Raw genomic sequence first — 21510 nt, 5'->3', positions numbered from 1 at the left:
CCGTGGTGGACGACGGCGTCGCAGTGGGGGAGCAGGGCGTGCAGGGGCACGAAGCTTTCCACGCGTACGTTGTCGGGCAGTGTTCCGAGGGCGTCCTGTTCCTTCTCCGCCACGGTCGCCACGATCTCGGCGTCCAGTTCCGCGAGCGACTCCACCAGCTCACCCACCGACACCGAGTAGCCGCCGAAGCGTTCGCTGTCGGTCAGTCCGAGGGTGAGGCAGACGCGGGGGCGTTCTGGCGGTGCCCACAGCCACGGCGGGGTGACCGACCGCCCGTTGTAGGGGATGTGGCGCATGGCGAGGTAGCGCAGTCCCCGAGTTTCGAGGCGCAGGGAGGGCGGGAGCTGGTCGATGGTGAAGTGGCCGTGGGTCATGGTCTCGTCGAAGGCGACGCCGTGGCGTTCGGCGACCCGGCTGAGCCAGTCGGCGAGGGGGTCCTCGCGGTCCTGCTCGGGGAGCTGGCCCAGGCGGTCGGTGAACATCCGCCGCACCCACCCGTAGAGGTCGGCTCCGCACGTGATCCGCGCGTGGGCGGCGCCCACGGCCTCGGCCGCGATCGGCGCCGCGAAGGTCCCCGGTTCCCAGATCACCAGGTCGGGCCGCCACGCACGGCAGAAGTCGACCAGGTCGTCGACCATGGGCTCGTTGACGAGCCTGAACCACCAGGGGACGACCTTGCGGTAGCCGTCGCGCAGGTACTCCCAGGACACCTCCTCCTCCGGGAGGTCGACAGCGTCGAAGGGGACGGACTGGCCGGCCCGAGCCTTGTGCTGTCGTGCGGGGAACACGTCGAGCAGGCGCCAGAAATCGTGGTCCCTGCCGACCGGAACGGCGGACAGCCCCGCTGTGGTCACGACGTCGACCAGTTCCGGCTGGCTGGCGACGCGGACCTCGTGGCCTGCGGTGCGCAGTGCCCAAGCCAAGGGCACCATGCTCAGGAAATGCGTCCGCTCGGCCCGGGATACGAACAGAATTCTCACGGATATCTCCGATTTCCAAAGTCGACTGGTCCGGAATCAGAGTGGTCCCTTTGGATTTCTGGTGCAACCCTGATGTGATCATGTCCTGTCTCGCCGGCGGGACGATGTCGCTATGAATCAATATTGACCCCCCGTGTGCAGTGGTTTAGGTTCGTTCCGATCCCACACCGACTCCGCCCCGTCGGCTGAGTGCACACGGTGCCCGGGGCGTACCTACTGCATCAATCGACAGAGAACGGAGTGGCGCCTTGCTGTTTCCTCACGTGGAGTCGCGCCGACTCAGGCTGGTCCCCTCCACCGCCTCGGCCGAGACTTTCCAGATCCTGCTGACCGGTGGTGTGGAAAGCCTCGGCGGTATTGACGCCTATCTCGCCGAACACGAGAAGTCCGACATCCGCGCCTACTTCCTGATGGAGTCGAGAGCCACCGGGGAGACGGTCGGTTTCACGACCCTGCACGAGCTGAACGAGGCCGCCGGTCACGTCCAGGTCGGCCTCTACACCGACGTCACCAAGGAGAACCTCGGCCTGGGTGGCGAGGCCGCCATGATGACGATCAACTACGCGTTCGCTATGTGGAACATCCGCAAGGTCTACATACGCACGACCAAGGCGACCATTTCTAACTTCGGTCCGCAGGTGGAGAAATCGGAGCCGGAGGCCGTCCTCCGTGACCATTTCTACTTCTGTGGGAAGTTGTGGGACGTGTATGTCTACTCCATCATGCGGGAGGACTGGATCGAGTGGGGTGTCCCCGATTTCATCGACAAACACATCGTCAATGGCCGGGCGGGGAGAAACATCCCCAGGAAAGTTCGTGAAGTCTTCGAGTGAGCGGCGGCGCACGGTGTGTAGTGATTGGTCACATGGTCCTGGGAAAGCGAGGGGAGAAAGCGTGATGGGCGTGGTTGAAAACCCGAACACCGGAATTCTCTCGGCGGTCGGTGGAACCCCGCTGGTGAGCCTCGTCCACCTTTTCTCGAACGCACCGTTCCGGGTCCTCGCCAAGGTCGAGGGGATGAACCCCGGAGGCAGTATCAAGGACCGTGCGGCCCTGAACATGCTGGTGGGCAAGCTCAGGGACGGCACGCTCATGCCCGGCCGGTCGGTCGTCGTCGAGTCCAGCTCGGGCAACCTGGCCATCGGCATGGCCCAGATCTGCCGCTGGTACGGGGTGCGGTTCATCTGCGTGGTCGACGCCAAGACCACCAGCCAGAACATCGCAGTGCTCCGCGCCTACGGCACCGAGGTCGACATCGTCACCGAGAAGGCCCCGGCGACCGGTGATTACCTGGCGGCCCGCATCGCCCGCGTGCGTCACATCACGAACAGCACCGCCCACGCGTACTGGCCCAACCAGTATGCCAACCCGCTCAACGCCGAGGCGCACCGGACGACGATGCGGGAGATCCTCGAACAGGCCGGAGGGCGGGTCGACCACCTCTACGTCGCGACCAGTTCGTGCGGAACGATCAGCGGTTGCGTCGACTACCTGCGAGAGCACAGCCCCCGGACGAGGGTCACCGCGGTCGACGCCGAGGGCAGCGCGATCTTCGGATGCCCGCCCGGGCGCCGTCTCATCCCCGGGCACGGGGCGGCCGTCGTCCCCGGTCTGTACCGGCAGGGGCTGGCCGACACCGTCGTCCACGTCAGCGACCTGGACTGCGTGGTCGGGTGCCGACGGCTCATCGGCTCCGAGGCGATCCTCGCGGGCGGCTCCTCCGGGGCGATCATCACCGCGCTCGAACGCACCGCGCCCTCGATCGGGGCCGGTGAGACCTGCGTGGTCGTGCTTCCCGACCGGGGCGAGCGCTACGTGGACACCATCTACGACGACGGCTGGGTCCGCGCTCAGTTCGGCGATGTCGAGCACCTGTGGAAGGCGGCCGCCAGCTGACGGGCGCCCGGGTGCCGGGACCGGCGGGCGGGTCGCGGCGGCACCGGGGGCACCGAGGATCCGTGCACGTCCAGGACGCCCGCGACCGACAAAGGAACGAGGAGCACCGTGTTCTCTGCCGAAGAGTACGACGTCGTCGTCAACCACGAAGAGCAGTACTCCCTGTGGCCGGCCGACCGCGACCTGCCCGACGGGTGGTCACGTGAGGGGACCCGGGGGACCCGTGAGGAGTGCCTCGACCGCATCGAGCGGGTCTGGACCGACATGCGCCCCCGCAGCCTCCGTGAGCGGATGGCCGCCGACCACGCCTGACAAGTACGACGGCGGACCGCCTTGGGGCCGTCCTCACCAGCCCTGCCCCAGCAGGGGCCCGACTCGACCCCGGTCGGAAGGCCGGGGTGTCCTCGGAGGTTCATGATGAGCACTCTTTCCGGCGCGGCCGAGAGGCACGCCGGTCCGGTCCCCCCGGTCCACGAACTGTTCGCCGAGCGGGCGGCGCTGGTACCGGACGCCCCCGCCGTGCGCGGGGACGGGGCCGGGTTCACCTACCGCCGTCTCGACGAGTCGGCCAATCGCCTCGCCCACCGGCTGAGGGAGCGCGGTGCGGGGCCGGGCCGCCGCGTCGCGGTCCGGCTCCCCCGTACCCCCGACCTCGTGGTCTGCCTGCTGGCCGTGCTCAAGACGGGGGCCGCCTATGTTCCGCTCGACCCCGCGCACCCGGAGAGCCGGGCGGAGTGGGCGGTACGAGAGACCGGTGCCGTCCTCCTGGTGACCACCGCCGGGGGGTACCGGCCCGACGCGACCGAGACCCTGGAGATGGACGACCCCGTAGAGCGGGAGCGCGTGGCCGCCCTGGCCCCGACCGCCCCGCCGGTGTCCGTCGACCCGGCCGACCTGGCCTACGTCGTCTACACCTCCGGGTCCACCGGCCGTCCCAAGGGCGTCATGGTCCCGCACGAGGGCCTGTCCCGGTACTCCCTGTGGGCCGCGCGGACCCTGGGGGCGGAGCGGGGAGCGCCGCTGCACACCTCCGTCGCGTTCGACCTCGCGCTGACCGGCCTCTACCCCGTCCTGGTGGAGGGCGGCGCCGTCACGGTCGTCGACGGAGAGGGTGTGGAACCGCTGGTGCGGACGCTCGGCGACCGAACCCACGGCCTGGTCAAGTTGACCCCCAGCCATCTGGACGCCCTGGCGGCCACCGGGGCGGCGGCGGAGTCCATGGCGCACAGCCTCGTCGTGGGCGGCGAGAGGCTCCTCGGAGAGCAGCTCGACCCGTGGCGCCGGGCCGCGCCGGACACGGTCGTGGTCAACAGCTACGGCCCGAGCGAGACCACCGTGGCCTGCTGCGCCCACACCGTCCGCGCGGGCGACCTACCGGACGGCCCGGTACCCATCGGCCGTCCGATCGCGGGCGCCGTCCTCCATGTCCTGGACGCCGCCCTGGAACCCGTCGCCGACGGGGAGCCGGGCGAACTCTACGTGGCAGGGCCCGGGGTGGCGCGCGGGTACGTCGGTGCCCCGGCACTGACCGGAGAGCGCTTTCTTCCGGACCCGCAGGGGCCTCCCGGCGCCCGCATGTACCGCACGGGCGATGTGGTGCGCAGGCTGCCCCAAGGGGAGCTGGAGTTCCTGCACCGGATCGACGACCAGGTCAAGATCGACGGGTACCGGATCGAACCCGGTGAGGTCGAGGCTCTGGTCCGCGAGCATCCGGCGGTGCGCGCCGCGGCGGTGGCGGCAGTGACCGTGGACGGCCGCACCGAACTGGCCGTGCACGCCGTTCCGAAGGCGGGCGGTATCGACCCGCGCGAGCTGAGGGCCCACCTGGCCGAGCGGCTGCCGGGCGCGGCGGTTCCCGTGCTCTGGTCGGTGGTGCCGGAGCTGCCGCTGCTGCCCAACGGCAAGCTCGACCGCGCCGCGCTGCCGCGGGCCCAGCGGCTCGGGCGGGGTACGGAGCCGCCGCGGGGCCCGCTGGAGGAGCGGGTCGCCGCACTTTGGCGGGAGGTCCTGGGACTGGACTCCGTCGGCAGGGACGACGACTTCGTGGAGCTCGGCGGGCGGTCCCTGCCCGCGGCCCGGGTCGCCGGCGGACTCGCACGCGAGACCGGTGTCCGGATCTCGGCGGGCGACGTCCTGTCCGCGGGGACGGTCGCGGCACTGGCCGATCTGGTCGAGGGTGCCGAACCCGACCGGTCAGCGTCCGTTCCGGCCCCGGCGCCCGGTTCCGGCCCCGCACCGCTCTCGGCGACGCAGCGGCGGCTCTGGTTCCTGGACCGGCTCCACCCGGGGGGAACCGAGTACCTGGTCCCGGTCGTCCTGCGGTTGCGCGGCGAGCTCGACCCAGGGGCCCTCTCGCACGCGCTCACCCGCCTGGTCGCCCGGCACGAGGTCCTGCGCACCCGCTACCGCACCGACCCGGCGGGCGACCCCGTCCAGGTCGTTGATCCGCCCTTCCCGGTGGAGGCAGTGGTGGAGGACGCCGAGCCGGACGCGGTGGTCGAGGAGGAGCTCTCTCGGCCGGTCGACCTCGCCGCGGGGCCGGTGCTGCGCGCCCGGCTCGTGCGGGTGGACGCGCGAGAGCACGTCCTCGTGCTCGTGGTCCACCACATCGCCACCGACGGGTGGTCCACGGGTCTGATCACGGAGGAACTCGCCGACCACCTCGCGGGGAACACCGACAGGGCCGGGGTTCCGGCACCGGCCGCGGTGACCTACCGCGACTACGCGCACTGGCAGAGAGAGCACCTGCAGGGAGCGGGTGCCGAGGACGACCTGGAGTACTGGCGGAACCGGCTCTCCGGCCTGGAGGTCGCCGAGCTGCACACCGACCGCCCCCGCACCCGCACACGCGACACCCGGGGGGCCACGCACCGGTTCACGATCCCGGCCCGTCTCGCGGAGCGGCTCCGCGCACTGGCTGTGGGTCGCAGGACGACTCCGTTCATGGCCTACCTCGCGGGTTGGTACGCACTGACGTTCCGGCGTACCGGGCGCACCGACCTGGCGGTGGGCGTCCCCGTCTCCGGCCGGACCGCCCCGGGGACCGAGGACCTGGTCGGCTTCCTGGCCAACACCGCCGTGATGCGGACCGACGTGTCCGGTGACCCGGAGTTCACAGGGATCCTGGACCGGGTCCGCGAGACGGCCGTCAACGCCTACGCGCACGAGGGGGTCCCCTTCGACCGAGTCGTCGAGGCGGTCGCCCCCGAGCGCGACATCACCAGAAACCCCCTGTTCCAGGTGATGTTCGTGTTCCAGGAGGGTGGCAAGGAGCGTTTCGCGCTCCCGGGGCTGGACATCGAGCGGGAGGACGTCGAGGGGGAGGCGGCGCGGTTTGACCTGACCGTGGAGTTCACCCCCGCCGCCGACGGCTCGGTGCGCGGCCGCCTCACGTACGCGGCCGCCCTGTTCGACCACACGACCGTGCGGACCATGGCCGACCACTACCTCCGGATTCTGGAGCACGCGGTCCGCTCCCCGGAAACCTCGCTGGAGCGGTTGGCGGTCCTGGCCCCCGAGGAGCGGCGCGCCCTGTTGGACTCCGCGCGCGGACCGTACCGGGAGCGCCCGGGCCCGGGGCTGCCCGAGCTGGTCGCCGACCAGGCCGCGCGCACCCCCGATGCCGTTGCCGTGGAGGGCGCGGGAGGGACCCTCACCTTTGCCGGGCTGGACCGGGCCGCGGACCGGTGCGCCCGGGTGCTGCGACGACGGGGTGTGGTGCGCGGCGACGTCGTCGGCGTCTGCCTTCACCGGTGCCCCGACCTCGTGACCACCCTGCTCGCGATCCTGCGGGCCGGGGCCGCCTATCTGCCGCTCGACCCCGACCATCCGGCCGGCCGCTTGGCCCACGCCGTCCAGGACGCCGCGGTCCGGCTCGTGGTGACGGACGCCGAGGGTGCCGGAGCGCTCCCGCCGGACGTCCCGCTCCTGCGCCTGGACCAGGACTCCGACGGGCCCGGAGACGCGGTGGCCGCGCCCGTGCCCACCGACCCCGAGGCGTTGGCCTATGTCGTGTACACCTCGGGCTCCACCGGCAGGCCCAAGGGGGTCGCCGTGCCGCACCGAGGCATCCTCAACCGCGTCCTGTGGGCGGTGGAGCGGTTCGGGCTCGGCCCCGGCGACCGCGTCCTCCAGAAGACCGCCGTCACCTTCGACGCGATGGCGTGGGAGGTCCTGGCCCCGCTGGTGTGCGGGGGAACGGTCGTCCTCGCCGAGCCCGGGGCCGAACGCGATCCGGCCGCCGTCGTGGCGGCGCTCCGCGACGGGCGGATCACCGTTCTGCAGGGTGTGCCCTCGTTCCTGCGCCTGGTCGCGGAGGAGAGAGGGTTCGACCAGTGCCCGGACCTGCGCCTGGTCTTCTCCGCGGGGGAGCCCCTGACGACTGGGCTGGCCCGGCGGCTGGCCGAGCGGTCGGGAGCCGGGGTCGTCAACACCTACGGTCCGACCGAGTGCTCGATCGACGCCACCTACCACCGCTACGGGGGAGACCCCGGGCCGGCCGTGCCGATCGGGTGCGCCCTCGACAACACGCGCGCCATGGTGCTCGGCCCCGGCGCCGAGCCCGTGCCCGCTGGCGTTCCCGGAGAGTTGTACGTCGCGGGGGAGGGGCTGGCCCGGGGATACCTGGGGAGGCCCCGGCTCACGGCGGAGCGCTTCGTGCCGGACCCGCACGGCCCAGCGGGCACCCGGATGTACCGGACCGGCGACCTCGTGCGCCTGCGCGCCGACGGGGAACTGGAGTTCCTGGGCAGGGTCGACGACCAGGTCAAGGTGCGTGGGGTGCGGATCGAACCGGGCGAGGTGGAGGCCGTCCTACAGGCCTGCCCGGCGGTCGCCGCCGCGGCCGTGGCCGCGCGCCCTGGGCCGGACGGACAGCGGCGCCTGGTCGCCTACGTCGTCCCCGTGGACGGGGAGGCGTCTGAGGCGGGGCTGCGCGGGTGGGTGGCCGAGCGGCTGCCGGGCCCGTGGTCGCCCTCGGTCTACGTGTCGATGCCCCGGCTGCCGGTGACGGCCAGCGGAAAGGTGGACCGCGCGGCCCTTCCGATCCGTGGCGGGTCACTCGCGAGGGCGGCGCGCGTAGCGCCCAGGACCGAGTTGGAACAGGTGATCGCCGATGAGTGGTGCCGGGTCCTGGAACGGGACGACGTGGGGGTCGAGGACGACTTCTTCGCGCTGGGCGGCCACTCCCTGCTCGTGACCCGTGTGGCGGGCGCGCTCACGGATCTCCTGGAGGTCCGGGTACCCGTGCGCGCGGTCTTCGAGGACCGCACGGTCGCTGCCCTGGCCTCCCGATTGGACGGTCTGGCGGAGGGCACCGGTCGGCCGGGGGAGCCCGGAACACGGGAGGAGGGCGGGCCGGAGCCCGCCGGGCCCCTGCCGCTGTCCTTCGCCCAGTTGCGGATGTGGTTCCTCGACGAGCTGGATCCCGGGAGCACGGAGTACAACGTCACCTGGGGCCTGGCGATCCGCGGCCCGCTCGACCGCACGGCCTTGGAAAGCGCGCTCTCCGACGTCGTGGAGCGCCACCCGGTGCTGCGGACGCACTACCCGACCGGCCCCGACGGCTCACCGGTGCAGGCCGTCGAACCGGCGGACGGCCTCCGCCTGCCAATGACCGAACTGGGGGGCCGGGATCTGGGCGAGGCCGTCCGCGACCTCGCCGACCGTCCGTTCGACCTCGCCACCAGGGCCCCGTTCGCCCCGTACCTGCTCCGGTCCTCCGGCCAGGAGCACGCCCTGGTCGTCGTACTGCACCACATCGCCTGCGACGCGCGGTCGGAGGAGGTTCTCGCCCAGGACCTCGGAACGGCCTACGCGGCGCGCGTCCGGGGGGAGGCGCCCCGTTTCGAGCCCCTCCCGACCACGTACGCCGCGCACACGGTCCGGGAACGGCGCGCCGCGGACGCGGACGAGTTCCGGCACGACCTGGACTACTGGCGGGAGAAGCTGGCCGGGGTGCGGCCCCTGGAGCTCCTCACGGACCGGCCACGGCCCCGGGTCCGTGACACGTCCGGCGCCGTGGTCGACTTCCGGATCCCGGTGGAGACGGCCTCTGCGGTGACGGCCGTGGGCAGGGAGGGAGGCGCGACCGCGTTCATGGCCTTCCTGGGACTGTTCGCCCTGCTGATGTCGCGCTACACGCGCGACACCGACGTCGCGGTCGGCACCCCGGTCTCCGGGCGGGACGGGCGCGTTACCGACGACCTGGTGGGACTCTTCGTCAACACCCTGGTCATGCGGGTCGACACGGCCTCCCCCCACTCGTTCCGCGATCTGGTGCGGGGTGTGCGCGCCGCGGCCCTGGACGCCTACGACCACGCGGGACTCGCCTTCGAGCGGCTCGTGGAGGAGCTGGCGCCCGAGCGCGACCAGGCGCGCAACCCCCTCTTCGACGTCATGTTCGAGCTGCGGGAGTCCGCCGCTGCCGACGAGTCGGCCCTGCCCGGACTGCAGGTGCGCCGGATCGGCGCCGAGCGGACGACGGCCAAGTTCGACCTGACGCTGAGCCTGGTGGCCGAGCCCGACGGCTCCTACCGCGCCCGGTTCGAGTACGCCACGGCGCTCTTCGACGCGGCCACGGTCCGCGGGATGGCCCGCCACTTCGTGCGCCTGGCCGAGAGCGCGGCCGAGGACCCCGAGTCCGGGGTCCGGGAGCTCGACATGCTCACTGCGGCCGAGCGGCACCGGGTCCTCACGGAGTGGAGCGGCCGTGACGCCTCCTTCCCCGATACGTGCGTCCATGAGGCGTTCCTCGCCCAGGCGCGGGCCACACCGGACACGATCGCCATGGACTGGGGGACGGGCCGCCTCACCTACGCGGAGCTATCCCGCCGCTCGGCCGCGGTGGCCGAGGTCCTGAGGAGCGTGGGCGTGGGGCGGGAGTCGCCGGTGGCGGTCTACCTCGAACGGTCCGCGGAGGCGGTGGTCGTCCTGTTGGCGGTCCTGCGGGCAGGGGGGACCTACGTGCCGCTCGACGTCGGGCAGCCCGTGGACCGCACCGCGTTCATGGTGGCGGACCTGGCGGCCCCCGTGGTCGTCACCGGTCCGGACCTCGCCGTACGGCTGCAGGGCCTGCCCACGACCGTGGTTACGGTCGACGGCGGAGACGTCCAGGCCGGGGGAGCCGGGTCCGGAGCAGCCGTCGAACCGGCCGGGGCCCGCTTCGGCCCGGACCAGCTCGCCTACGCCATCTACACCTCCGGGTCCACGGGTCGGCCCAAGGGGGTGATGATCGACCACCACGCGTACGCCCACCACTGCCGTGCCATCGCGGCGGCCTACGACATCCGTGCGGGGGACCGCGTGATCCTGCTCTCGGCGCTGACCTTCGACGTGTCCATGGACCAGATCGCCGCACCCCTGCTGGTGGGCGCCACCGTGGTCGTGGCGCCGCCGGGGTTCACGCCTCCGGAGAGGCTCCCCGACCTGCTCGGCGGTTGCGGCGTCACGCACATGGAGATCACGCCCGCCTACTACCGGGAGATGATGAACCACGTCGCCCGCGCCGACCCCCGTCTGGCCGGGTTGCGGCTCATCGTCGTCAGCAGCGATGTCGTCACTGCCGACGACGCCCGGCTGTGGTCGGAGGCCGCGCTGCCCGGACGGTTCCTGCCCACGTACGGGCCCACGGAGGCGACGGTCACCTGTATGGCCTTCCCCCTTTCCGGCGTACCGGGGGCGCTCGGCCGCTCCGAGGCGGCACTCCCGTTGGGAGTTCCGGTCCCCGGCACCCGGGTCTACGTCGTGGACGAGTCGTTCCGGCCTGTTCCCGCGGGAGTTCCCGGCGAGCTGTGCCTGGGCGGGGAGCGCCTGGCCCGCGGGTATCTGGCCCGGCCGGCCACGACCGCGGAGCGCTTCGTCCCCGACCCCTTCGGCGGGGCGCCCGGCGGCCGCCTCTACCGGACCGGGGACCTCGTTCGGTACCGGGACGACGGCGTCGTGGAGTTCCTCGGGCGGATCGACACCCAGGTCAAGATCCGGGGCTTTCGCATCGAGCTCGGCGAGATCGAGGCGGCGCTGGCCGCCCACCCGTCGGTCCGCGCCGCCGCGGTCACCGCGCCGGTGGTCGGCGGGGAACGTCGGCTCGTCGGCCATGTCGTGCCCCAGGCGGGTGCCGAGCGCGATGTGGCCGACCTCCGGGCCTTCCTCCTCGGCCGCCTGCCCGACTACATGGTGCCCGGCCTCTGGCGGAGGCTCGACGAACTCCCGCTGACCTCCAGTAAGAAGGTCGACCGGCGCTCCCTGCCGGTCCCGGACCCGGATGAACTCCAGTCCGACACCGCCTACGTCGCGCCCCGCGACGAGGTCGAAGAGGCCGTCGCCGACGTCTGGGCCCAGGTGCTCGACCGGCCCCGGGTCGGGGTCGAGGACGACTTCTTCCTCCTGGGCGGGCACTCCATCCTCGCCACGCGCATCATGGTGCGTCTCCGGGACCTCACCGGACTGGACATCCCACTGCGCCTGTTCTTCGACGCCACGACCGTCGCCTCCCAGGCGGCGGCCCTGGAGCGGCTCGCGGACGCGGCCGCCGCAGACGACCCACCGGTCCACGAACCCAGTAGGTGAGCACATCATGACCGCACCGGAACCCACGACCACCCCCAGGGCCGGGGCCGCGCTCCTCCGGGACCGGCTCCGCCGGGCCGAAGGCGGATCGGTCGGTGCCGTCCGGCCGGTCCCGCGCGACCGGCCGGTCCCACTGTCCTTCTCCCAGGAGCGCCTCTGGGTCCTGGACCGGCTCAGGCCCGGAGGGACCGACTACCTGGTACCAATCGTGCTGCGCCTGCGCGGGCCGCTCGACGTCCGACGCATGGAGCGGGCCCTGACCCGGGTGGTCGCCCGCAACGAGGTGCTGCGCACCCGGTACCCCTCCGAGGACGGCGCCCGCCCGACGCAGGTCGTGGACGGGCCCGGACCCGTTCCGCTCGCATACGACGACCTGTCCGGGCTCGGAGCCGCGCAGGCGCGGTCCCGCGCCGACGAACTCGTGCTGGGTGACGCGGCGCGGCCCTTCGACCTGGCCGCCGGCCCGGTCCTGCGCGCACGGCTGCTGCGGCTCGGACCCGACGAGCACGTCCTGTCCGTCGTGGTGCACCACATCGCCGTCGACGGGTGGTCGGTCGGCCTGATGGTCTCGGACCTGGCGGACCGCTACGCCGCCGACGGTTCCGGGTCCGCGGTGGAACGGCCGCCGGTCCAGTACGCGGACTACGCGCACTGGCAGCGCTCCGCGGCCTTCGACGAGCGAACACGGGCCGGAGCCGAGTACTGGAGGGACCGGCTCGCCGGCCTTTCCCCGCTCGAACTCCCCACCGACCGGCGGCGGCCCACGGTATGGGAACCGGCCGGCACGACCGTCGGGTTCGACGTCCCCGCCGACCTCGCCGAGCGGTTGGCGGAGCTCGGCCGCGCGCACGGAGCCACCCCGTTCATGGCCTACCTGGCCGCCTTCAACGCCCTGTTGTCCCGCTACAGCGGGCAGCACGACTTCGCGGTCGGAACGCCGGTCGCGGGACGGACCAGGACCGAGCTGGAGCCGGTGGTCGGCGCGTTCATCAACATGCTGGCCCTGCGCGCCGACCTGACGGGGAACCCCTCGTTCGCCGCCCTCCTGGACCGCACCAGGGCGAGCGCGATCGACGCCTACGAGCACCAGGAAGTCCCTTTCGAGCGCGTGGTGAACGAGCTCGTCTCGGACCGGGACCTGGCCCGCAATCCCCTCTTCCAGGTCGCCTTCGTCATGCAGAGCAACGATCCGCTGCGCTTCGGGGCCGGTCCGCTCACCGGCGAGGAGCGGGCGATCCCCTCGCAGGCCGCCAAGCTGGACCTGAACTGGACGCTGGAACAGCGGCCGGACGGGTCGATGGCGGGAACCGCGACCTTCCCGTACGCGCTGTTCGACCGTGCGACCGTCGAGCGCATGACCGGCCACTACGTGCGCTTGCTGGAAGCGGTCACCGCCGCGCCGGACGCACCGGTCGGCACGGCACCGCTCCTGGGTGAGGACGAACTGCGGCAGGTGATCAGAGGGCCGGCCGCCGAGGTGCCCGGCGGGCCGGCGCTGCACGAACGCTTCGCCGAACAGGTGCGGGCGCGGCCGGAGGCCGTCGCGCTCACGGTGGCCGGAGCCGACATCACCTACGCCGAGCTCGACGCCCGCGCCAACCGGCTGGCCCGGCGGCTGGTCGGGCTCGGAGTGGGACGCGAGGATCCGGTCGGCGTGTGCCTGACGCGCGGACCGGAGCTGGTGCCCGCTCTCCTGGCCGTCCTCAAGGCGGGTGCCGGGTACCTGCCCCTGGACCCGGCCCACCCCGCCGAGCGGCTGTCCTACATGCTCCGGGACGCGGGCGCCCGCGTCGTCCTCACGGAGAAGGCGCTGGCGGAACCGCTGTCGGCCGACGGCGGCCACTTCGACCACCTCCTGCTCCTGGACTCCCCGGAGGAACGCGAGCGTGTGGAGGCACTGCCCGCCACCGTCCCGGACCGTCCGGTGCACCCCGATGACCGCGCGTACGTGATCTACACGTCCGGGTCGACGGGCCTGCCCAAGGGCGTCGAGGTCACCCACGCCAACGTGGTCCGCCTGTTCAACGCGACCGGGCACGAGTACCGGTTCGACGGATCGGACGTGTGGGCGCTCTTCCACTCCTTCGCCTTCGACGTCTCCGTGTGGGAGCTCTGGGGCGCGCTCCTGCACGGCGGCCGCCTCGTCATCGTCCCCTACGAGGTCTCGCGCTCGCCCCGCGACCTGCTGGCCCTGCTCGTACGCGAGCGCGTCACCGTGCTCAATCAGACCCCGACCGCGTTTCGCGGTCTGGTCGACCTGGCGCGCCAGGACGTCCCGGAGCTGGCCGGGTGCCGGCTCCGCACAGTGGTCCTGGCCGGTGAGGCGCTGGACGTGGGGTCGCTGCGCCCCTGGTGGCGCAGGTTCGGCGACACCGAGGTGCGCGTCGTCAACATGTACGGCATCACCGAGACGACGATCCACACGACTTACCGGCCCCTGGACGAGAGCGACCTCGCCGGGGTACGCAGCCCGATCGGCGGCCCCGTCGACGATCTGAGCCTGCACGTGCTCGACCCCGCGATGAACCCGGTTCCCCTCGGCGTCCCGGGTGAGATCCATGTCGGCGGCCCCGGGGTGACCCGCGGCTACCTGCGGCGCCCCCGACTGACGGCGGAGCGCTTCCTCCCCGACCCGTACGGCCCGCCCGGGTCCCGCCTGTACCGGTCCGGCGACAAGGCCAGGGTCCTCGCCGACGGTGAGATCGAGTTCCTGGGCCGGTTCGACGACCAGGTCAAGATCCGGGGCTTTCGGATCGAGACCGGTGAGGTGCGCGCGTGCCTGGCCGACGCGCCCGGGGTGGCGGGCGCGGTGGTCGTGGTGGACGAGCCGGAGCCCGGCGAACACCGGCTGGTGGCCTACGTCCAGGCGGCCGAGGGCGTAGCGGTCACCCCTGCCGACGTCCGGGCGCATGCCGTCCGGTCCCTGCCCGGGTACATGGTCCCGGCCGTGATCACGGCGGTCCCGAAGATTCCGCTGACGGCCAACGGCAAGGTCGACCGAGCCAAGCTGCCCGTGCCCGACCAGGCCCGGCCGGACCAGGAGACCCGCTACCTCGCCCCGCGGAGTCCGAAGGAGCACGCCGTCGCCGAGATCTGGTCACGGGTCCTCGGCATCGACACCATCGGCGTGCACGACAACTTCTTCGCACTCGGAGGGGACTCCATCCGCGCCGTCCGGCTCTCCGGAGCCCTGAGAGCGGCCGGATACGAGTACTCCGTGCACGACCTGTTCCTGCACCAGAGCGTCGCCGAACTGACTGCCGGGAACGGGACCGGGGCAGCGGAGATCGTGGGAACCGCGCCGTTCTCCCTGCTCGACGAGGAGGACCGGGCGCGCGTCCCGCTCGGGGCCTGCGACGCCTACCCGATGTCGCTGGTTCAGGCGGGCATGGTCTACGAGATGGTCGCCGACCCGGACCGGAACCTCTACCACAACGTCACCTCCTACCTCATCCGCGATGACGGCCCCTTCTCCCCGAAGGCCCTGGCCGAGGCGACAGCCACCGTCGTGGCCAGGCATGACGTCCTGCGCACCTCCTTCGACCTCACCACCTTCAGCGAACGGGTCCAGGTGGTGCACGAGAGGGCCGAACCATCGGTCGGCTGGACCGACCTGCGCGGTCTGGACGCCGACGCGCGGGTACGCGAGGTCGAGGACTTCGGCGACCGGGAGCGCCGCTCCCCGTTCGACCTCGCCGAACCCCCGCTGGTCCGTCTGCACGCGCACCGCGTGGCCGATGACCGGTGGTACCTGACGCTGACCGAGTGCCACGCGGTGCTCGACGGATGGAGCCACAACTCCGTTCTCACAGAGCTTCTCACCTGCTACCGGCGGCTGCGCGCCGGAGACGTGCCCGATCGGACCCCGGCGACCGGGGTGCGCTTCGCCGATTTCATCGCCCAGGAGCGGCTGAGCGTGCGGGACGGGGACCACCGGGATTTCTGGGCCGAGCGGATCGGCTCCGCGGACCGGCTCACCGTCCCCGAGCCGTGGGGCGCCCCCGGCTCCCCGGCGCAGGAGGAGGTGTCCGTCGCCTACTCCGACCTCGCCGACGACCTCACCAGGCTCGCGCTCTCGTCCGGGGCCTCGCTCAAGAGCGTGCTGCTCGCCGCCCACGTGTCGGTGTGGAGCGCGGTCCACGGTCCGGGCGCCTTCCTCACCGGTCTGGTCTGCAACGGCCGCCCGGAGGTGGAGGGCGGCGACCAGGTACGCGGTATGTACCTCAACACGGTGCCCTTCCGCTCGCCCGACCCGTCCGGTTCCTGGCACGAGCTGGTCCGGGAGGTCTTCGCCGAGGAGGCCGCCCTGTGGCCGTACCGCCGGTACCCGCTCCCACGCATGCAGCAGGACCTGGCGGTCGGGGACCGACTGCTCGACGTGGTGTTCAACTACCTCGACTTCCACGTGCTCGACCGGGAGAGGGTCGACACCTCCGAGGGGCGCGACGCCAGTCCGAACGAGTTCGCGCTGAACGTCACCACCGCCCCCGGTGAACTGGTGCTCACCGCCGATGCGACGCGCATCGGACCGGACCGGCTCCGCCACCTGGCGTCGCTGTACCGGTCCGCGCTGGAGGCGATGGCGGCCGACCCGGCCGGACCGGCCAGGTGCCCCCTGCCCGCGGGAGCCGAGGACCGGCGGCCCCCGGTGCCGGGCCCGTCGGAGCTCCTGATCCTGGACGCCGTCGCCGGCGTCGCGGCGGAGCGGCCGGACGCGGTCGCCGTCACCGGCGCCGACGGGGACCTGACCTACGCGCGGTTGTGGGAACGGGCCAGGTCCTGGGCGCGCCACCTGCGAGACGAGGAGGTCGGCCCGGGCGACCTCGTCGGTGTTCTCCTTCCCCGCGGCACCGAACTGCTTGCGGCCCTGCTCGGCGTGCTGGCGTCGGGGGCGGGCTATGTCCCCCTCGACCCGGAGCACCCCGACGACCGCCTCGACTGGATCCTGCGCGACACCTCGGTGCGGGCGCTGATCCTGCCCCGGGCGCGGTCGCGGCGGTTCCCCGACCCGCCCTGCCCGGTGGTCACGCCCGACCTCGTCCCCGACCTCCCGCTCGCCGAACCGGTGCCGGTGTGCGCGGCCGACACCGCGTACGTCATCCACACGTCGGGGTCGACCGGCCGGCCCAAGGGCGTGGTGATCAGCCACGGGGCGCTCGCGTCCCTGATCGGCTCCATGGGCCGCGTCCCAGGGCTCGGGCCCGGCGACCGCCTCGCGGCGGTCACCACGGTCTCCTTCGACATCGCGGCCCTGGAGCTGTTCGGCCCGCTGACGCACGGCGGCCGGGTCCTCCTCGCGGACGAGGAGCAGGCTGGCGATCCCCGCGCCCTCGCGGCACTGCTGGAGGACGGAGCGGCCACCGTTCTCCAGGCCACCCCCACCCAGTGGCGGAGCCTGCTCGACTCCGGGTGGAGGCCCCCGGCCTCGCTCCGGGCCTTCTGCGGGGGCGAACGCCTGGACGCTGACCTAGCGGCCCGGATCGCCGCGAGCGGGGGCGGGTTGTGGGACCTGTACGGACCGACGGAGACCACCGTCTGGTCGTCGGTGACGGCCCACGACGGGACAGGGGCACCCACCTCCTGGTCGCCAATTGACGGAGACGCGGTCGTGCTGTTGTCCCAGGACCTGCGGCCCGTGCCGGAGGGCGCGGTGGGGCACGTCTGCGTCGCCGGACGGGGTCTGGCCGACGGCTACCTCGGCCGTCCCGCGCTGACCGCGCAACGCTTCGTCCCCGACCCGGGGGCCGCTGAACCCGGCGCACGCCTCTACCTCACCGGCGACCTCGGCCGCCGCCACGCCGACGGGCGGGTGGAGATCCTCGGACGCGACGACCACCAGGTCAAGATCCGGGGCTTTCGGATCGAGACCGGGGAGATCGAGGCGGTCCTGGCCGGGCACCCGGGTGTGCGCGCCGTCGTGGTGCACCCGGTCGACGGGCCGGACGGCCAGCCCCGACTGGTGGCGTACATGAGGGCTGAGCAGGGGGAGGTCCCCGCCGACCGACTGCGCGCCTTCGCCGCCCGCACCCTGCCCGACTACATGGTTCCGGCCGTGTTCGTGTTCGTGGAGCGCTTCCCGACCACTGCCAACGGCAAGGTGGACCGGGGAGCGCTGCCCAGGCCCGACACCGCGCGTCCCCGGACCGAGGCGGATTTCGTCCCGCCGCGCGGCACGGTCGAGACGGCGATCGCCCAGGAGTGGCAACGGGTCCTGGGGGTCGACCGCGTCGGCGCCCGCGATGACTTCTTCGTGCTGGGCGGGCACTCCCTGCTGACCCTGCGCGCCATCGCGGGGTTGCGCGAGCGCGCCGGGATCGAACTGGGGCTGCGCGACTTCGTCGAGCACCGCACCGTGGCGGCCATCGCGGCCAACGCCACCGGTGTCCGGGAGCGGTCGCCGCTCGTGTGGTTCGACCGTTCCGGCGACACCGAGCCGCTCGTGTGCGTGCACCCCGGGGGCGGGAGCTCCCACTGGTACCGGGCCCTGGCGGACGAGCTCGCCGGGCGCCGCCCCCTCGCGGCCTTCGAGTGGCCGGGGTCGGACGAAGGCGCGGAGACCGTGCCCGGCATCGCCCGCCGGTACCTGCGAGCGCTCCGGCAGGACCGGCCCGTGGGCCCCTACCGGCTGCTCGGCTGGTGCGGCGGGGGCGCGATCGCCTGGGAGATGGCGCGCATCCTCGGGGAGGAGGGGGAGGACGTTCGGCTCATCCTCCTCGACCCGGTGGGCATCTCCGGCGAGGGCTATCTGTCCATGCCGCGCGACCTGGAACTGCTCACCCGCGGAGAGGAGGTCTGCCGGAGGCTCGAACTCCCCCGCGACCCCGCCGAGGAGGCCGCCCTGCGTGACGAGCTCGGCGCGATCCTGCGCGAGGTGGTCGAGGACGACGGCGGCAACCCCGTCACCGACGCCGACGTCGGCCCGGCCTGGCGGACCCGCCTGGCGACCTGGCGGCAACTCCTCGAAGCACGTATGCGGTACCGGTTCACGGCCTACCCGGGCGACCTCGACCTGGTCCTCGGCGACGAACTCGTGGCCGAACGCCACGTCGCGATCGAGGGCCGGGACTACGCCGACTACCTGGCGCACTGGAAGGACCGGATCGCGGGTACCACCCGCGTGCACCGGGTGCCCGGGGACCACTTCGGGGTGCTCAGGCCGCCGCACGTCGCGGAGCTGGCGCGCGTACTCCAGAACGTCCTCGGATCCTGACCGGCCGGCCGCGGTCGGCCACCGCCCGAACCACGGCGCGCCGCTGGGGGACGGATGCCCCCGGCGGTGCGCCGCCCCCGGGCGCCCCGGCCCGGCCCCCACCGAACAGACCACGATCGAAGGAGCTCAGATGACGAACGTCCGACACCTGCTGTCCCTGAGGGACCTCAGCGTCGCCGAGGTCACCGACATCGCACGACGGGGAACGGAGATCGCCGCCGACCCCGGAGTGTGCGGTACGCCCCTGCGGGGCCGGATCGTCGGTGTCTACTTCCGCGTGACCTCGACGCGTACACGGACCGCGTTCTCAACGGCCGCGATGCGTCTCGGCGCGCAGGTGATGCCGTATGGCCCGGCCGACCTGCAGCTGAACACCGGTGAGACGGTGGCCGACACCGCGCGGGTGCTCTCCGGCATGCTCGACGGGTTGGTGGCCCGCACCGCCGGCCCCTTCGACGAGCTGAGGACGCTTGCCGGGCAGAAGGACATGGCCGTGGTCAACGCGATGAACGAGGACGAGCACCCCACGCAGGCCCTGGCCGACCTGACCACCCTTCTCACCCGGTTCCCGTCCCTCGACGGCGTGCGGGTGCTCTACGTGGGGGAGGGCAACAACACGGCTGTGGCCCTGGCCCGGTCGCTGCCCCTTTTCCGGGGCGCGGAGCTGGAGCTGCGCACGCCGCCCGGCTACGGCCTCGACCCGGCGGTGCTCGCCGAAGCGCGGGGGCTGGCCGAGGCGCACGGGAGCCGCGTTGTCGAACGTCACGACATGCACGGGCTGCCCGCCCGCGTGGACGCCGTCTACACCACGCGCTGGCAGACGACCGGCACCTCCAAGGCCGATCCGGAGTGGCGAGAGGTGTTCTCCCTGTTCACCGTGGACACGGACCTGATGGGCCGCTACCCGGACGCGGTCTTCCTGCACGACCTTCCCGCGCACCGCGGGGACGAGGTGACCGCCGAGGTCCTGGACGGCCCCTCCTCCATCGCCTTCGAACAGGCCCAGAACAAGCTGCACAGCGCCATGGCAGTGCTGGAGTGGTGCCTGTCCTGAGCCCTGGTCCTCGCGGTGGCCGGAGCCGTCAGCTTCCGGTCACCCGCACCTCGGGCACATAGGTGATCCATTGCCCGCCCGCGGCACGGAATCCCTCCTCCTTGGCCATGATCTCCTCGGCGTGGTTCCACGCCAGCAGCAGCACGTGGTCGGGGTAGGGGGCGCCGAACCGGTCCGCGGGCACGACCGGGATGTGCGACCCGGGTGTGAGTCGGCCCTGTTTGGCGGGGGTGGTGTCCACGACGCACTCCACCAGGTCCGGTCCGATACCGCAGTGGTTGAGGACCGTGGCGCTCTTGGCGGTGGCGCCATAGGCCATCACCCGGCTGCCCTCATCGCGCAGCCGGGTGAGCAGTGCGCGCAGGTCCGCGCGGATCCGCTCGACGCGCTCTCCGAACGCCGTGAGGGTGGCGGGCAGGGTGAGGCCGGAGGCCGCCTCCTCCGCGAGCAGCCCGGCGACGGCCTCGGACGGGGTCCGGCTCCCCGCGGGCGCGAGGGTGTAGCGGACCTCGCCCCCGTGCACCGGGAGGCGTTCCACGTCGACCAGTTCCAGGCTGTGGAGGCGGGCCGTCTCCCGGACCGAGTGCGCGCTGAAGAAGTAGAAGTGCTCGTCGTAGATCTGGTCAAAGGAGGTCCGGTCCACGATGTCGCCGAGGTAGGGGTCCTCGAACACGAAGACGCCGTTCTCGGACAGCAGGTCGCGTACGCCGCGCAGGACGGAGCCGATGTAGGGGATATGGCAGAGGGTGTTCGCGGCGAAGACCACGTCGGCCGGCCCCTCCTGCTCCCTGATCCGGGCGGCGACGCTCTCCTCGAAGAAATCCTTGCGGACCCGGATCCCCTTGCCCGCGGCGATGTCGGCGACGCCCCCGGAGGGCTCCACGCCCAGGTGGCGTACACCGCTGTGCGCGATGGTCTCCAAGAGGACCCCGTCGTTGCAGCCGAGTTCCACGACGAAGGGGTCGTCGCCGGTGAGTTCGGTGGACAGGAACGACTTCGCCGTGCGCTCCCAGTGGTTGCGCATGAGCACCGATCCCGAGGACAGGTAGGGGTAGTCCTGGTGGAACATCCGTTCCCTGGGCACCTCCTCGACCAGTTGGACCATGTGGCAGGAGGAGCACGCGCCTACGGCGAGGGGGAAGAAGTACTCGGAGTCCTCCTCTCCCGGTACGACGAAGGCGTTGGACACGGGCTGGCGGCCGAAGTCGACGAACTCCTCGACGTCGCCGTCGCAGACACGGCAGAAGATTCTGGTGGTCAACTCTCGCAACTTTCTGATCGGTGGGGCGGCGGTGTGTCGCCGCCCCGGTCGGTGGCCGCACTCGTGAGCGGTCAGGCGTGTGGTGCGACGGCCGTGTACCGCGACACGGCCGTCTCGATGGCGGGTACCAGTGCGCCCGGGCTGGGCAGTGCTTCGGCCGCTCGGCGCAGGGAACCGGCGCTTGCGGTGTGGGCGGGGTCGGTGAGCAGGCGTGTGACGGCGTCGCGGACGCGGTCGCCGGTGGCCTGGGCGGTGGTCAGGTGGATGCCGGCGCCCTGGGCGGCGATGCGGGGAGCGATCGCCTGGGCGTCGAACTGTTGGGGGATCGCGACCTGGGGTGTGCCTGAGGCGATGGCGGTGAAGGTGGAGCCGAATCCGCCGTGGTGGACGACGGCGTCGCAGTGGGGGAGCAGGGCGTGCAGGGGTACGAAGCTTTCCACGCGTACGTTGTCGGGCAGTGTTCCGAGGGCGTCCTGTTCCTTCTCCGCCACGGTTGCCACGATCTCGGCGTCCAGTTCCGCGAGCGACTCCACCAGCTCACCCA

Annotated in this window: 9 protein-coding genes; 6 read left to right on the top strand and 3 right to left on the bottom strand. The window is 72.4% G+C overall.

Translation table 11 applies throughout. From position 1 onward, the window contains the following. On the bottom strand, positions 1-932 hold a 932-nt coding region (locus IE195_RS24200), incomplete at its 3' end, for a nucleotide disphospho-sugar-binding domain-containing protein (RefSeq protein WP_229826428.1). A gap of 296 nt (positions 933-1228) precedes the next feature. Between IE195_RS24200 and IE195_RS24195 the strand changes: the two genes are divergently transcribed. The 6 genes from IE195_RS24195 to IE195_RS24170 all read left to right on the top strand — a co-directional run bounded on the left by IE195_RS24195 (position 1229) and on the right by IE195_RS24170 (position 19705). Next, the gene (locus IE195_RS24195) at positions 1229-1813 is read left to right on the top strand and encodes a GNAT family N-acetyltransferase (RefSeq protein ID WP_191275640.1); all 585 of its coding nucleotides are present in this window, start codon (positions 1229-1231) and stop codon (positions 1811-1813) included. A gap of 64 nt (positions 1814-1877) precedes the next feature. Next, positions 1878-2876 (top strand): 2,3-diaminopropionate biosynthesis protein SbnA, encoded by a 999-nt coding sequence (gene sbnA / locus IE195_RS24190; RefSeq protein WP_191275638.1) that lies wholly within the window; start codon positions 1878-1880, stop codon positions 2874-2876. A 108-nt stretch (positions 2877-2984) separates the two neighbouring features. Next, positions 2985-3188: an MbtH family protein gene (locus IE195_RS24185; protein WP_191275636.1), complete on the top strand. Its 204-nt coding sequence runs from the start codon at positions 2985-2987 to the stop codon at positions 3186-3188. 105 nt (positions 3189-3293) lie between these two features. Next, positions 3294-11441: a non-ribosomal peptide synthetase gene (locus IE195_RS24180; protein ID WP_191275624.1), complete on the top strand. Its 8148-nt coding sequence runs from the start codon at positions 3294-3296 to the stop codon at positions 11439-11441. A 7-nt stretch (positions 11442-11448) separates the two neighbouring features. Beyond that, complete coding sequence (locus IE195_RS24175) at positions 11449-18651, top strand: non-ribosomal peptide synthetase (protein ID WP_191275622.1); 7203 nt, start codon at positions 11449-11451, stop codon at positions 18649-18651. Positions 18652-18781: 130 nt separating this feature from the next. Beyond that, positions 18782-19705 carry an ornithine carbamoyltransferase gene (locus IE195_RS24170; RefSeq protein WP_191275620.1) on the top strand — a complete coding sequence of 308 codons (924 nt, stop codon included), beginning with the start codon at positions 18782-18784 and terminating at the stop codon, positions 19703-19705. A gap of 28 nt (positions 19706-19733) precedes the next feature. Here the strand turns inward: IE195_RS24170 and IE195_RS24165 are convergent, their stop codons facing one another. Together IE195_RS24165 and IE195_RS26370 are read right to left on the bottom strand one after the other, a co-directional pair. Beyond that, positions 19734-20966: a class I SAM-dependent methyltransferase gene (locus IE195_RS24165; protein WP_191275618.1), complete on the bottom strand. Its 1233-nt coding sequence runs from the start codon at positions 20964-20966 to the stop codon at positions 19734-19736. 71 nt (positions 20967-21037) lie between these two features. Beyond that, positions 21038-21510 (bottom strand): glycosyltransferase (locus IE195_RS26370; RefSeq protein WP_229826421.1); only part of this gene is annotated, 473 nt, incomplete at its 5' end.

The sequence above is a fragment of the Nocardiopsis terrae genome, from assembly GCF_014651695.1.
Classification (GTDB): domain Bacteria; phylum Actinomycetota; class Actinomycetes; order Streptosporangiales; family Streptosporangiaceae; genus Nocardiopsis; species Nocardiopsis terrae.
This window is presented reverse-complemented; position numbering and strand designations above follow the sequence as displayed.